Origin of the sequence: Agrobacterium sp. LR_9 (assembly GCF_041954855.1) — a bacterium.
Lineage (GTDB): Bacteria > Pseudomonadota > Alphaproteobacteria > Rhizobiales > Rhizobiaceae > Agrobacterium > Agrobacterium leguminum.
Map to the genome: position 1 here is coordinate 289192 of NZ_JAVAYA010000002.1, position 13774 is coordinate 302965.

The following is a 13774-nucleotide window of genomic DNA, read 5'->3' on the forward strand; positions in this document are numbered from 1 at the left end:
ACCTTCCCACGTTGGAATAGTCCAGGCTCCTCCTGTTAGAATTCCAAACCATGGAGAACCGCCTATGTGCACCGCTCACCAGCATCACGCCGAAACCACCACGGCACCGGTTGATGCAGACCTTTCTTTTCACGTTGAAGACATGACCTGCGGTCACTGCGCCGGAGTGATCAAGGGCGCGATCGAAAAGACCGTTCCCGGCGCTGCCGTGCATGCCGATCCGGCAAGCCGCACGGTTGTGGTTGGCGGCGTCTCCGATGCAGCACGTATTGCCGAAATCATCACCGCTGCAGGCTATACGCCCGAAGCACGCGCCTGATCCGAAGAGATACCGGCGGCGCTTCATCCCTGCAGCCGCCGGATCGCCCCACCTGCCCCGCTTCACGCTGCATTATGTGACGGGTTTTGGACGGCATCCGTCCCTCTTTCCTCCCCGATGGCGAACGCCCTATCCCTTTCAATCAGGGATGACGGAGGAGATTTTTCCAATTTAATGAAGCGAATCATCCACATGCCGTCACACCGGCCTTGTGAACCTGTCTGTTCCCCTCCTCCGTCATTTCGACCTTGAGCCGGAACCAGCCGACGTGCGTATGTACGGCGGGAAGATTCCTTTCAGCCCAAGGACTTGGGCTGGCTGGATTCCGGCTCAGGGCCGGAATGACGGAGGAGAGGTTCAAGGGCCTTATCGCAAGAAAGACCCGGCTCTTGCGAGCCGGGTCCCTCTCAATCAGCACCATCGCACCAACTTACTTCGTCGCCAGATCCTTGGTCATGACAAAATAGTTCAGCGGATGCGGCTTGTAGTTTTCGAGCTTTGCCGAATAGGCATCGAACACGGTCTCATGGATGAGGAAGACGGAGACGGCTTCGTCATAAATCTTCTTCGCCGCTTCGCCGTAAATGGCATAACGCTTGGTGGGTTCGCCCGCCGAATAGGCGGATTTGATCAGCTTGTCCGTCTCCGCATTGCAATAGTGCGAGATATTGTAGCCGCCGCCGCAGGTATAGTCGGCATTCAGGAAACCGGCCGGTTCGGCGACATCGGTGGCGTAACCGCGAGACAGCAGCGCCATGTCGAAGTTGCCGGCGAGCATGTCGGGCTCGATGGCGCTGTAATCGGCAACGCGGACATCGACCTTGATTCCGATTTCCTGCAACTGCGCCTGGATGATCGCCGCGACGTCCTTGAGTTCGGTCTTTGCGGTATAGGCAAGGAGCGTCACCTTAAGGCTGCCGGGTGCAACGCCGGCCTCTTTCAGAAGGTCCTTGGCTTTTTCCACGTCATACGCGGGTTTGGTTTCCTTTGCAGCCCACGGTTCGCCGGCCGCGAAAGGCATGGTCGCGCCCTTGACTACGCCTTCATAGATACTCTCGGCGATACCACCCGTATCGATGGCGGCCTGGATCGCCTGACGCACCTTGATATTGTTGAAAGGCGGCTTTGAATTATTCAGCAGCAACTCGGTGATACGCGGCGACGGGATTGGCGCGACCTTGACGCCATCGGTGGATTCGATGGTCTTGACCGTCCATGGCGGCACGAGCCGGGAAACCTGCGCTTCCCCGGTTCGAACCTGGGTGGCGCGTGTGTCGGCATCGGGCACGAAATTGACACGGCCGCCGGAAAGTTTCGGCATGCCGCCCCAATAATCGTGATTGGCCGTCAGAACCATATGCTGGCTGGGATCGACCTCGGTGATCTTGAAAGGTCCGGTGCAGGTTCCGATGGGATCGACCTTACCGTCCTTGTAGGCGGATGGAGCGAGGATCGAGGTAGCAGGGCTTGCCATCTGCGCCGGCAGCAGCACGGAGGGTTCGATCGTCGTGATCTTCACCACATCATCGCCGCCAGCTTCGACGGCGGCAATCAGCTTCGGAGAGAAGGCACGGGCGGGCACGGGTGCTTTTAGGAGATTACTGAGTGCATTGACCGCGGCCTTGGCATCGAGCGGTTCGCCGTTCTGGAACTTGACGCCCTTGCGCAGCTTGAATTCCCACACCTTGGGATCAATCTGCGTCCAGGACTCGGCGAGGCTTGGCTCCAGCTTCATGTCATAACCGACACGCACCAGGCTTTCGAAACAACCCGCACGCGAGCCGAGATAGGCATCGTCGGAAGCCATCTGCCAGCCGGTCTTCACACCGAAATTATCGTCATAGGTAATCGTGGCGGCCTCTGCCGCAGGCGCTCCAAACGAAACCACAATGGCGCATGACGCCAGAAGTACGTGCTTCATCATAGAATATTCCCCTTTTATTTTTGATGACAACGCTCACAATTCGTATATTTTCACGAAATTTCACTCAATCACTACAAAGGCAATAAGAATATCCTATGGATATCTCTCGATTATCCATTCGAATATTATCTATTTTATGTTTTATACTCGGAATTTTATTCCGATATTAATCCGCAAACACACAATTCATCTGTTTTTACGGCAACAGAAAACTGTAACTGCGTTGTCTGTCAGCCCCATTCCCGCCAGCGATGGCAACGCGCGAAATGCTCGCCGGAAACGCCTTCCAGAACGGGTTCCACCTCGCCGCATATATCGGTCGCATATTTGCAACGGGTGTGGAATTTACAGCCGTTGGGAGGATTGAGAGGGCTTGGCAGATCGCCGTCCAGAAGCATCTCCGGTGCATATAACCCCGTCTCGTCCAGCATCGACGATGCTATGAGAGCCTTGGTATAGGGGTGCTTCGGCGCCCGGAAAAGCTCCTCCCGGTCGGCGATTTCAACGACACGTCCGAGGTACATGACCGCGATGCGATCGCAGAGATAACGCACCACGCGCAGATCGTGAGAAATCATCAGAACCGTCAAACCGTGACGGCGCTTCATGTCCATCAGAAGGTTCAGGATCTGCGTGCGCATTGAGGCGTCGAGCGCCGATGTCGGTTCGTCGCAGACAAGGAAGCTCGGATTGAGAAGCAGCGCGCGGCCGATGACGACGCGCTGCAACTGGCCGCCGGAACACTGGCTCGGATACCGATCGTAAAAAGAGCCATCCAGGCCGACCTCTTCCAGCATCCGGAAAACCCGGGCCGTGCGCTCCTCGCGCGTGCCGATGCCATGCTGGGCAAGCGGCGCCTCCATGCTCTGGCCGATACGCATGCGTGGATCGAGTGCGGAATAAGGGTCCTGAAACACCAGTTGCACGACCCGGCGCATACGCCGAAGCGCCTCGCCCTGCATGTGCAGCATATCGTTCTGCCCGATGCTGACCTCGCCTTTCGTTGCGTGGGTCAGCCGCGTAATCAGCCCGGCAACCGTGCTTTTGCCGCATCCGGATTCACCGACGAGACCAAGCACTTCCCCCTCGCCGATCGTCAGGGAAACATCGTCGACGGATTTCACCACACGGTGACCGAGACCCGATATGGGATAATATTTGCAAAGGTTCTTCGCGACCACGAATGGCCGCTTGCTGTTTTCCGCCGATGGCGGGGTCTGTGTCGTCGCTGTCGCTAGCATCGTCGCCCTCCCTCAGCAGACCGTGTGACCGGTATGATCGTGCCCGGTATAATCGTGGTTGGCATGGTCGTGGCCGACCGCCCAGCACCGCGCCTTGCGCCCTTCGGGCAAGGCATTCAAATCCGGTTCCGAGGCCATGCAACGGCCGCTCATGCCTGCCGAATTGGCAAGCGCGCAACGCGGATGAAACCGGCAGCCGCAGGACATGTCATGGGCCTGTGCACTGGAGCCGGGGATCGTCAGCAACTGCCCCTCGCTGTCCGTGGTCAAAAGCGAACAACTGATGAGCGCCTTGGTATAGGGATGCTGTGGCGCCTTGAGGATCGCCTGGGTCGGCCCCTCCTCGACGATGCGGCCGGCATACATGACCGCGATCCGGTCAGCGAAGGCGGCGACGACCGAGAGATCGTGGGTGATGAGCAGCGTGGCAAGCCGGCGCTTGCGGCGTTCGTCATCGAGCAGGCGCAGGATTTGTGCCTGAACGGTGACATCAAGTGCCGTCGTCGGTTCGTCGGCGATCAGAAGCTGCGGATTGCCGGAGAGTGCGGCCGCAATCATCACACGTTGCGCCATGCCGCCGGAAAGCTCGTGCGCGAAGCACTGCGCCCGCGCCGATGGATCGGGAATGCCGACATCCGACAGAAGGCCGACGACCCGGTTAAGTGCGGCGTGCCGGCTCATTTTACGGTGGATCCAGAGCGGCTCGGCCACCTGCGTCCTCACCCGGCTGGTCGGGTCGAGCATGGCCTGCGGCTGCTGGAACAGCATGCTGATATCTGCGCCGCGCAGCGCATCGAGTTCGGAGGATGAAAGAGCGAGAATATCGCGACCGGCAAAGGAAATGCGGCCGGAATTGATTTCCGCGCCATGCGGCAAAAGCCGCATCAGTGACAGCGCCGTCATGCTCTTGCCCGACCCGGATTCGCCGACGAGAGCGACGACTTCTCCGGCGTTGACGGAAAGCGTCAGGCCCGAAATAACAAACTTGCGGCCATTTTGCGCCGGCACGGAAACGTGCAGGTCCTCTATCTCCAGAAGCGGTGCGCATTCAGGGGATATGGCCGTATTGGCAAGCGTTTGTCCTTCGATATTCATAAGAGTTCCCCTTATTTTTATTGAATCGGAGGCATTGCGTATTCTTCATGCGGCTTCAGACGATATTACTCTCCTTCCGGTTCCGTTGCGTCATCTATGTTTGACAATCGTCAAATCGACCATTGCCCGTTGGCAGGCGTCAATGACCGTTGGTTTTCTTCGTTTCCAGGTTCAGGCCATGGCCGATCCACGTCACGCTGAGCGCCGCCAGGAAAATCGCCAGACCCGGTGCAATGACGAGAACGGGCATCCGTTCCGCGTAAGCCTGCGCATCGGCCAGCATCAGCGCCCAGTCGGCCGCTGGCGGCTGTACGCCGAGGCCCAGAAACGACAATCCGCCCACCGTTATCAGCTTGTGGCCAAAGCGCAGGAACGCCACGGCCGCGATGGGCCAGATCGTGTTGGGAATGATATGCCGGAAGATGATGAAGCGCCGTGTGCAGCCGAGCACCTCTGCCGCGCGGATATATTCGCGGGAATTGATCGATAGCGTCAGCCCCCGCGCCAGCCGCGCAAAAGGTGTCCAGCCAACGATGGTCAACGACGCGATCAGCGTGCCATATCCCGGACCGAAGATGGCGACGAGGAAAATCGCGATCACCACGTCCGGTATGGCGATGAGCAGGTCCACGATGCGCATCAGCACTTCGTCGAGGATGCCGCGGCTGCGGCCGCTGATGATGCCGATGAAGGTTCCGATCACCACCGACAGAATGACGGTGATGGCGGCAATCGTGACCGTGAAGCGGCCGCCGATCAACAGCCGGCTCAAGACATCGCGACCGAGATGGTCCGTCCCAAGCCAATAGGCTGCGCTCGGCGCATTCAGCCTGAGCCGAAGGCTCTGCTTTGCCGGATCATAGGGCGAAATCCACGGCGCGATCACCAGCAGCAGGATGATGACGAGAAAAATCGCCGATCCCGCATAGAAGGTCCAGTGCCGGCGGCGGATGAAATCCGTGAAGCGGGCGAGGTTCGAAGGGCGCTTGGGCGTGGTCATCGGCATGGCGGCGGCAGACGCGCTCGGGAAGTGGCTAATGGTCATGGTGAGCTCGCATTGCTGGATTGATCAGGACATAAAAGCTGTCGGCCAGGGTATTGATCAGGATGGAGAGCGCCACGATGCAGATGAAACCGCCCTGCAGCATCGGAATGTCGCGATTGACCACGGCGTCGTAGAGAAGCCGGCCCATGCCGGGAATGGCGAAGATCACTTCCACGACCACAGATCCGCCAAGCAGGCCGGCAAGCCACAGGGCGAAGAAGGTGACCACAGGCAGCGAGCCGTTGCGGATGCCGTGGCGCATGACGGTGCCATGCATGCCGAGACCGCGGCTGCGGGCCGCCGTGATATAGGGCGCGCGCAGAACCTCGGCCATTGCCGCGCGCGTCACCTGGGTGAAATAGGCAAGCGGCCGCAGCGTCAGGGTCAGCGCTGGAAGCACCAGCGAACGCCAGCTATCCCACCCGGCCGAGGGCAACCAGCCGAGATAGAGCGCGAAGACCAGCGCCGACATGGGCGCAAACCAGTATTCGGGCGTTGCAACGAAGGTCTGGATCATCAGCGTCGCGAAATTGTCCAGCCGACCGCCGGGACGCATCGCCGCCAGGGTGCCGAGCGGCAGCGCGACGGCCACCGCGACCGCCAGCGCCGTCAGCGCCAGCGTCACCGACACCCAGAGCGACCGCAAAAGCTCGGCGGCGACCGGCTGGCTGCTGGTGAAGGAAAAACCGAGATCGCCCCGCAGCGCGCCCGACAACCATGCGAAATATTGCACATAGAGCGGGCGGTCCAGTCCGAGGCTGATCCTGAGCGCCTCGACCGCGTGAGGATCGAGCGCCGTATCGCGCATGCGCGACATGAGAATGGTGCGGGCCGGATCGCCGCCCGCCATATAGGGCAGAAGAAACGCGATGACGGACACGATCGCCAGCATCAGGCACAGAATAAGGAAGCGCTGTATTATCTGTATCCACATGGCTTGGTCTCCTTCACCACAATTGGCGTCTGCACTGCAATCCACGCCCGTTTCCCAAAGGAAAACGGCCGCTTATTTCACTGGGCGCTGTAGATCCATCACCGGACCGGAAGTGCCCTTCAGCATTCCGGTGCGCTTGGGCACGATGGCCACGGTCGTAAAATCGATATCCTCGGCATGGGCGAGATCATGGATGATCGGGCAATCCGGCTCACCGTTGTCAGGGCAATAGTTTGCGAGATTTCGCAGCGTATCGGCCATCTCGCGAAGCGTATGCATCTTCGCTTCCAGATCGACGACATGTTCCATGACGATGCGTTTGACATCGCAGGAGGCGCCGCCCGGATCGCGCCAGAGCGTCATGAGCTGCCTGATCTTTTCGATGGAAAAACCGAGATCGCGTCCGCGCCGGATGAAACGCAGCGTTTCCAGATCATTGGCCGTATAGACCCTGTATCCGGACTCCGTGCGGTTTGCCGATTTGATCAGGCCGATTGTCTCGTAATGCCTGATCATCTTCGCAGAAACACCGGATGCGGTGGCGGCTGTGCCAATATTCATCGATCCTGCTCCTATCTTTCCGGGGTGAAAAACACGTCTGCATGAATGTCGGCGGTGCGCATGCCGCGCGCCAGAAGCTGCGGCACCGTCGCCTCGATCATGGCCGGCGGGCCTGCAATATAGGCTTTCCAGCCATCGAGATCGTCGAAATCATCCGCCACGGCCGCACCGACATAACCGCACCGGATATTGGCATGTTCCTCATGCGAGAGAACCGGAACGAAGCTCAGATTGCCATGCCGGGCGGCAAGATCGCCGAAGCGGTCGAGCATATAGAGATCACGCTCGGCGCGCGCGCCGAAATAGACATGAACCGGTCGTTCGCGGCCCGTTGCGAGCGCCGCCTCTACAACGGCCTTGACGGGAGCGAGCCCCGAACCGCCGGCAATGCCGAGGATCGGCCCGCAATGTTTTTCCCGCAGGAACGAAGAGCCGAAAGGCCCGACTATCGTGACGGGATCACCCGCGCTTGCGAGCGAGAAGATGCGGCCGCTCGTCATGCCGCCGGGAACATGTCGGATGTGGAATTCAATCAGTTCCTCATCCACCCTGCTGGCAATGGAATAATCGCGCGGCGAGCAGTCAGGATAAAGCAGGCGCACATATTGTCCGGGTTTGAAGGTAAACTGCCCGCGATCGTCAAGCCGGATGCGGATGAGCTTGATATCGTGCGTCACATCCAGAGCTTCCGCAACCACGCCCTCAAAGCGGCCGGTCGGAATATCGGCGATCTCATCCGCCCCGTCGAGCCAGCTAATCGTCATGTCGCTCAACGGCACGGCCCGGCAGGCGAGCGTCAGGCCATCGGCTTTCTCCTCTTCGGTCAGGGAGAAGGGCGTATGCTTGAGGAGATCGATTTCGCCGGAAATGAGATGCGACTTGCAGGCGCCGCAGCGGCCCATGCGACAGCCATGCGGATAAGTAACCCCTGCGGCCAATGCGGCCTGAAGCACGGTCTCACCCTGCGCCGCCATGATGCTGCGTCCGATCTGCGGCAGATAGATTGTGTTGCCGGGCGTCATCATATCCGCCTCCTATTCGGCCGCTGCGAGCTGCATGCCGGACGATCTGTCCACCAGCGGCGCGCGGAAGCTTTTCAGGCGCAGCGCGTTCGTCAATACGAAGACGCTGGAAAGCGCCATGGCTCCGGCGGCAAGGACAGGCGACAGCAGAACGCCGTTGACAGGATACAATATTCCGGCCGCCACGGGAACGAGAGCGGCATTGTAAGCGAAGGCCCAGAACAGATTCTGGCCGATATTGCGGATCGTGGCCTTGGAGAGCGCGATGGCGTTGGCGACGCCGCGCAAATCGCCGGACATCAGCACCACATCGGCGCTTTCAATGGCGACATCCGTGCCCGTGCCGATGGCAAGGCCGACATCAGCGGCGGCCAGCGCCGGCGCATCGTTGATGCCATCGCCGACAAAGGCGACACGTCGCCCGCCGGCAGCAAGCCTCTTGACGGCCTCCACCTTGCCGTCGGGCAGAACTTCCGCCACCACCTCGTCAATGCCGAGCCGACGGGCGATGGCTTCAGCGGTGCGGCGATTGTCACCCGTGATCATCGTGACCTTGAGGCCGAGCGCATGCAGCGCCGCAATCGCCTCCGGGGTCGTCTGCTTGACCGGATCGGCAACGGCAATGATCACGGCCAGCCTGCCATCGACGGCGGCGTAAAGCGGCGACTGCCCTTCCCTGCCCAGCCGCTCGGCATCGTCTGCGAACATCGCGACATCGTAACCGAGCTTGGCCATGAACCGGTCCGCGCCCGCTTCCACCCTGCGGCCGTCAACCGTTGCCGCAACACCAAAACCGGGGGTCGCCTCGAAGCCTTCCGCATCGGCAAGCGTCAGGCCGCCATGTTTTGCAGCCTCGACGATCGCTTCGGCAATCGGATGTTCGGAATGGTTCTCCAGCGAGGCGACGAGGCGCAACACCTCATCCGCATCGAAGCCCTCTGTCGTGGTAAAATGCACCAGTTTCGGCTTGCCGAGCGTCAGGGTGCCGGTCTTGTCGACGGCGATCACATCGGCATCCCGGAGCGTCTGGAGCGCATCGCCGCGGCGGAACAGCACGCCCATTTCGGCAGCGCGGCCGGTGCCGACCATGATCGAGGTCGGCGTGGCAAGGCCCATGGCGCAGGGACAGGCGATGATGAGCACCGCAACCGCATTGACGAGCGCAAAGGTCAAGGCCGGATCGGGCCCGAACATGAACCAGATGATGAAGGTGGCGAGCGCTGCCAGCATCACCGCCGGCACGAACCAGTTGGTCACCTTGTCCACCAGCGCCTGAATGGGCAGCTTGTCGGCCTGCGCCTCCTCGACCATGCGGATGATCTGGGCGATCAGCGTATCGGCACCGACCTTGGTGGCGCGGAAGGTGAAAGAACCGTTGCGGTTGACCGTGCCGCCGACGACTTCGGAACCCGCCGCCTTGGTGACCGGCACCGGTTCGCCCGTGATCATCGATTCATCGACATAGGAAGAGCCGCTGAGGACCAGCCCGTCGACCGGCACTTTCTCGCCGGGGCGAACGACGATCACATCGCCGGTGCGCACATCCTGCAACGGCACATCGATGGTTTCGCCATCGCGCAGCACGCGGGCGGACTTGGCCTGCAGGCCGACCAGCCGCTTTATCGCCTCGCTGGTGCGGCCTTTGGCGCGCGCTTCCAGAAAACGTCCGAGAAGGATGAGCGTGACGATGACCGCCGCCGCCTCGTAATAGACATTGGCCGTGCCGCTCGGCAGGATTTTGGGCATGAAGGTGGCCACAACCGAAAATCCCCAGGCAGCGGCGGTGCCCAGCACGACAAGCGAATTCATGTCCGGCGCCAACCGCAGAAGTGCGGGTATGCCCTTTTTGAAGAAGCGCAGGCCGGGCCCGAACAGAACCAGCGTCGTCAGCGCAAATTGCAGATACCAGCTTTCCTGCATGCCGACCGTTTCCATCACGAAATCATGGATGGCGGGCACCAGATGCGACCCCATTTCCAGCACGAAAACGGGTAGCGTCAGAACAACGGCAGCGGCGAGGCTGATTTTGAGGCTGCGCAGTTCCGCCTCGCGCTTGTCCTGCTCTCCGTCCCTGGCTTTGTCGGCAACAACCTCGTTCGCCTTATAGCCCGCCCGCTGGATGGCGTCCGCCAGATTGGCCGCAGAGGCGGCGTTGCCGGCGACGCGGACGGTGGCGCGTTCCGTCGCCAGATTGACGCTTGCACCGGAAACACCGGAAACGGCCTTCAACGCCTTTTCGACACGTCCGACGCAGGAGGCGCAGGTCATGCCCTCAATATCGAGTTCGATGGTTTTCTCCTCGACGGTGTAACCGGCCTGCCGCACCGCCTCGATAACGGCCGGCACATCCGGCGGCCCGGAAAAGGAAATGTCGGCACGTTCCGTTGCCAGATTGACCGATGCTTTCAGAACGCCCGGGACCTTGGCAATCGCCTTTTCAACGCGGCCGACACAGGAGGCGCATGTCATGCCATCGATCGCAATCTGATGACTCGCCCGGATCTCCATTTGTGACATGCGTATGACCCCTCTTTTCTTGTGTTAAAAAAAGATAGGGCTTCCCATCGTGGCAAGGTCAATAGGTTCTTTTTGATGATTTTCAAGTGACGATGCCGCGCACGTGAACGGGCGTTTTCCTGCCCGCAATGATGGAAAAATGGAAGTATTCCAAAGAGAAACGGCTGCGACGGAAGGTTTCTTTAGCGCCATGCGGGAACAATCCTTCCGTACCTCGGTTGGAAATGCCTCTAACCATCAGGAGGCAGATTGATGAAGAGCACCATTTTCTCGTTAGCGCTCGCGCTGGTCGCCAGCACCGCCATGGCACAGTCCGCAACGGAGTCCACGGGCGTTAATTCCGCGCTCGGGGTTGCGCCCAAAACCGAAGACTTCGTCCTGCAGGTTTCCGCAAGCGATCTCTTTGAAATCGAATCGAGCAAGCTTGCACTGACCAAAGGCGATGAGGCTATCAAGGCTTTCGCGCAGCAGATGATCACCGAACATGAAAAGACCAGCGCGGAGTTAAAGGCTCTTCTCTCCGGCGGCAAAGTAACGGGAACGCCCACGACCGCTCTGACTGACGATCACAAGGAAGAAATCGACGATCTGGCCAAACTCAACGGCGCGGAATTCAACGAGGAATACGTCGATGATCAGGTCGATGCGCACGAGGATGCGGTGGATCTTTTCAAACGATACGCTGACGGCGGCGAAAATGTCGAGCTCAAGGCATGGGCGGCAAAAACCCTGCCGGCACTGCAACACCACCTGGAAATGGCCCAAGGTCTGGATAAGAAGTAAGGATGAGAGGTGGTGCGGACGGCGGGACTTGAACCCGCAAGACCAATGGTCGGCAGATTTTAAGTCTGCTGCGTCTACCGATTTCGCCACGTCCGCATTACCGCGCCTTACACCTTGCAGGCAAGCGCTGTAAAAAATCCGTCGTCTCCATGGCAGTCGGCCCAACGGCCGATCCCAAACGCGACGGGAGCCTCATCTACACAGGCCGGGCGGTTTCGGTCAACGGGGCCTTAGCCACACCAGGACTGATTTTTTGCGGAGATCGGATGCGCCAGCCCCTCCCGTATTAGCTGATCGGCGAAAGAAACGCCCGAACGTGAAAGCCGTTTGCGTTCCGTGGCTTGCCCACCCGCAGCAGCGGAGGACGCCACATCGAAGGCGCCGGCATTCAGCATGTCGCGAAGCCTGACCTTCGCAACGAAGCCGCGCTGGCGCTCTTCCATGCAGCGCGCCCGGTCGATCTGCGGCACTTCTATGCCGGCAAGCTGCATTTTCACGCCCTTCATCCAGAAGGTGTTGCCATCGGCCACGCAATTGTTGAGGCCGGAACGACCGCAAAAGGCAAAAGTACCGCTTTTTTCACCGAGCGAGATTTTTTCGACCGAAGGGCGCGTTTCCGGCAGGATAGCGGCAACCTGACTCGGCTGCGAGGCGGATGGCATGGCGATCGGGCGCGGCGGCACCGGGCCGTTGCCGGGCAGAGCCGGCGATGCGGGGCGAATGGACGCCACTTTCTCCGGCGTGACGGAATCTCGCTTGGCCGCCGTCGCGACTTTCGGAGAACTCGTGACCGGGGATGTCGCCTTTGCAACATGCCGTTGCGGCAAAAGGCTGTCGCGATGTTCGTAAGCCTGAATGCCGCCGGCAACGACGCCCAGCATCAGCACCCATGGCCAAACGCTGCCGCCACCCGATTTCTTCGCCGTGCGGCGTCGTGCTGTCGATTTTCGATTGCTCACAATCGGACTCCTTTTTACGGAGCCGCATTATCGGCCAAAGGAGTTTCCGAAAGGTTGGCATTGCCGGGTGTTTTCGTTTTTCGGAGAATCGGGAAAACGACCTAACCCCTTGTTTTTTCGATTTCCCGAATGGAAAGCACGGAAATGAGCTGTGGATAAACCCTCAGCGAACCTGATCGAGAAGGCGCTTGCATTCGAGGAGATCGAACAGGGCTTCCTGCAAAAGCGCCTGATCATCCTTGCCGATGCTCGACTTGCCGACCGATATTTCCGCATCGCCGCCGCCACCGCCGAAGCCGAAAAAACGGCCGCTTGGCTTGGCCTTCGGACGGCCGACGACCTCGTCCCCATCGGTATCGACGACACGCGGTTCGGCGACTTCCTTTTCACCGCTCGCCGCCATGATGGCTTCCATGGTCGCGAGATCACCGGAGGCGATCGCCGCCACGAAGCGGTTGCCATTGGCTTTCAGCAGCTTCTGTACGCCCTTGATGGTGTAACCATGGTCATAAAGAAGGTGACGAATGCCCTTCAGGAGATCGATATCGTCAGGACGGTAATAACGGCGGCCCCCGCCCCGTTTCATCGGCTTGATCTGCGGAAAGCGTGTTTCCCAGAAACGCAGCACATGCTGCGGCAGGTTCAGCTCATCCGCCACTTCACTGATCGTCCGAAACGCGTCGGGGCTTTTATCCAAATTTCCACTCCCATCCGAACCGGAGCGCCATGCATCCGGCCGGACACTGAACGAGAACGCTTTTCTCCCGCCGGTCAAACACCGCGCAAAGTCGGTTACGACCCCGCGCCGACGCCGTTGCGGCGAGATACAAATCACTAAAATTGATTATGATGTGAGTCGACCGGATTTCAACGGCTTGCACGTTGAAATTCAAGTATGTTCACAAGAAGAATGGGGAAAAAGGCTTGCGATACGGCAAAAAAGGCGTGTTGCTTAGACCTTGAGAGAGGGATTACGCCCCGGCCTTCTGGCCCTTCTGCTTGGCCTTGCGCGCCGTATGGGCCTTCAAGATGCGCTGCTTCAGCACGTTCGAGGCCTTGAAGGTCATGACGCGACGTGGGGAAATCGGCACTTCCTCACCCGTCTTCGGATTGCGGCCGATACGCTCGTTCTTTTCCCGGATCTGGAATGTCGCGAAGGAAGAGAGCTTGACGACTTCGCCGCGGGTGATCGCGTTGCATATTTCGTCAATGATCGTTTCGACCAGTTCGGCGGATTCGGTGCGGGACAGCCCGACTTTACGAAACACAGATTCTGCAAGATCTGCGCGTGTCACTGTCTTCCCGGCCATTTTTCCCCGCAAACCGTGTCTGAACTCTTCTCTAGGAGCCGCCGAGATTATTTCCCTTGTGGCG

At 59.7% G+C, this 13774-nt stretch carries 13 protein-coding genes and 1 tRNA gene; 2 read left to right on the forward strand and 12 right to left on the reverse strand.

Annotated elements, in window-relative coordinates; translation table 11 throughout:
• Positions 1-64: 64 nt before the first annotated feature.
• Entirely contained in the window at positions 65-319 is a 255-nt protein-coding gene (locus tag RAC79_RS03850; RefSeq protein ID WP_003521591.1) for a heavy-metal-associated domain-containing protein, read from the forward strand.
• A 430-nt stretch (positions 320-749) separates the two neighbouring features.
• On the opposite strand, the gene RAC79_RS03855 is transcribed toward RAC79_RS03850, so the two are convergent.
• The 8 genes from RAC79_RS03855 to RAC79_RS03890 form a co-directional block, all read right to left on the reverse strand.
• Positions 750-2243, reverse strand: coding sequence for an ABC transporter substrate-binding protein (locus RAC79_RS03855; RefSeq protein WP_174039054.1), 1494 nt, complete (start codon positions 2241-2243; stop codon positions 750-752).
• A 230-nt stretch (positions 2244-2473) separates the two neighbouring features.
• Positions 2474-3484, reverse strand: coding sequence for an ABC transporter ATP-binding protein (locus tag RAC79_RS03860; RefSeq protein ID WP_065654031.1), 1011 nt, complete (start codon positions 3482-3484; stop codon positions 2474-2476).
• Between the two features lie 12 nt (positions 3485-3496).
• On the reverse strand, positions 3497-4579 hold the full coding sequence (locus RAC79_RS03865) for an ABC transporter ATP-binding protein (protein ID WP_174039053.1): 1083 nt from the start codon (positions 4577-4579) through the stop codon (positions 3497-3499).
• Between the two features lie 139 nt (positions 4580-4718).
• Positions 4719-5624 carry an ABC transporter permease gene (locus tag RAC79_RS03870; RefSeq protein WP_020810437.1) on the reverse strand — a complete coding sequence of 302 codons (906 nt, stop codon included), beginning with the start codon at positions 5622-5624 and terminating at the stop codon, positions 4719-4721.
• Positions 5614-6558: an ABC transporter permease gene (locus RAC79_RS03875; RefSeq protein ID WP_174039052.1), complete on the reverse strand. Its 945-nt coding sequence runs from the start codon at positions 6556-6558 to the stop codon at positions 5614-5616. The genes RAC79_RS03870 and RAC79_RS03875 overlap by 11 nt, the downstream gene beginning before the upstream one ends.
• 72 nt (positions 6559-6630) lie before the next feature.
• On the reverse strand, positions 6631-7119 hold the full coding sequence (gene cueR, locus RAC79_RS03880; RefSeq protein WP_065654034.1) for a Cu(I)-responsive transcriptional regulator: 489 nt from the start codon (positions 7117-7119) through the stop codon (positions 6631-6633).
• 11 nt (positions 7120-7130) lie between these two features.
• Positions 7131-8141 carry a 2Fe-2S iron-sulfur cluster-binding protein gene (locus tag RAC79_RS03885; RefSeq protein ID WP_174039120.1) on the reverse strand — a complete coding sequence of 337 codons (1011 nt, stop codon included), beginning with the start codon at positions 8139-8141 and terminating at the stop codon, positions 7131-7133.
• Positions 8142-8153: 12 nt separating this feature from the next.
• The gene (locus RAC79_RS03890) at positions 8154-10658 is read right to left on the reverse strand and encodes a heavy metal translocating P-type ATPase (protein ID WP_174039051.1); all 2505 of its coding nucleotides are present in this window, start codon (positions 10656-10658) and stop codon (positions 8154-8156) included.
• A gap of 252 nt (positions 10659-10910) precedes the next feature.
• Between RAC79_RS03890 and RAC79_RS03895 the strand changes: the two genes are divergently transcribed.
• Complete coding sequence (locus tag RAC79_RS03895) at positions 10911-11441, forward strand: DUF4142 domain-containing protein (protein ID WP_174035887.1); 531 nt, start codon at positions 10911-10913, stop codon at positions 11439-11441.
• 10 nt (positions 11442-11451) lie between these two features.
• Here RAC79_RS03895 and RAC79_RS03900 read toward each other — a convergent pair.
• From RAC79_RS03900 to RAC79_RS03915, 4 genes are all read right to left on the reverse strand, one after another.
• Positions 11452-11537, reverse strand: a tRNA-Leu gene (locus tag RAC79_RS03900).
• Between the two features lie 134 nt (positions 11538-11671).
• Positions 11672-12400, reverse strand: a complete 729-nt coding sequence (locus tag RAC79_RS03905; protein WP_080856222.1) for a thermonuclease family protein — start codon at positions 12398-12400, stop codon at positions 11672-11674.
• Between the two features lie 163 nt (positions 12401-12563).
• Positions 12564-13097, reverse strand: coding sequence for a MerR family transcriptional regulator (locus RAC79_RS03910; RefSeq protein WP_003520813.1), 534 nt, complete (start codon positions 13095-13097; stop codon positions 12564-12566).
• A 274-nt stretch (positions 13098-13371) separates the two neighbouring features.
• Positions 13372-13710, reverse strand: coding sequence for an integration host factor subunit alpha (locus RAC79_RS03915; protein ID WP_003502236.1), 339 nt, complete (start codon positions 13708-13710; stop codon positions 13372-13374).
• Positions 13711-13774: the final 64 nt, after the last annotated feature.

What these genes read in the sequence shown, in the direction of transcription:
- RAC79_RS03850 (WP_003521591.1), top strand. Translation starts at nt 65, where the DNA reads ATGTGCACCGCTCACCAGCATCACGCCGAAACCACCACGGCACCGGTT.
- RAC79_RS03855 (WP_174039054.1), bottom strand. Translation starts at nt 2,243, where the DNA reads ATGATGAAGCACGTACTTCTGGCGTCATGCGCCATTGTGGTTTCGTTT.
- RAC79_RS03860 (WP_065654031.1), bottom strand. Translation starts at nt 3,484, where the DNA reads ATGCTAGCGACAGCGACGACACAGACCCCGCCATCGGCGGAAAACAGC.
- RAC79_RS03865 (WP_174039053.1), bottom strand. Translation starts at nt 4,579, where the DNA reads ATGAATATCGAAGGACAAACGCTTGCCAATACGGCCATATCCCCTGAA.
- RAC79_RS03870 (WP_020810437.1), bottom strand. Translation starts at nt 5,624, where the DNA reads ATGACCATTAGCCACTTCCCGAGCGCGTCTGCCGCCGCCATGCCGATG.
- RAC79_RS03875 (WP_174039052.1), bottom strand. Translation starts at nt 6,558, where the DNA reads ATGTGGATACAGATAATACAGCGCTTCCTTATTCTGTGCCTGATGCTG.
- cueR (WP_065654034.1), bottom strand. Translation starts at nt 7,119, where the DNA reads ATGAATATTGGCACAGCCGCCACCGCATCCGGTGTTTCTGCGAAGATG.
- RAC79_RS03885 (WP_174039120.1), bottom strand. Translation starts at nt 8,141, where the DNA reads ATGACGCCCGGCAACACAATCTATCTGCCGCAGATCGGACGCAGCATC.
- RAC79_RS03890 (WP_174039051.1), bottom strand. Translation starts at nt 10,658, where the DNA reads ATGTCACAAATGGAGATCCGGGCGAGTCATCAGATTGCGATCGATGGC.
- RAC79_RS03895 (WP_174035887.1), top strand. Translation starts at nt 10,911, where the DNA reads ATGAAGAGCACCATTTTCTCGTTAGCGCTCGCGCTGGTCGCCAGCACC.
- RAC79_RS03915 (WP_003502236.1), bottom strand. Translation starts at nt 13,710, where the DNA reads ATGGCCGGGAAGACAGTGACACGCGCAGATCTTGCAGAATCTGTGTTT.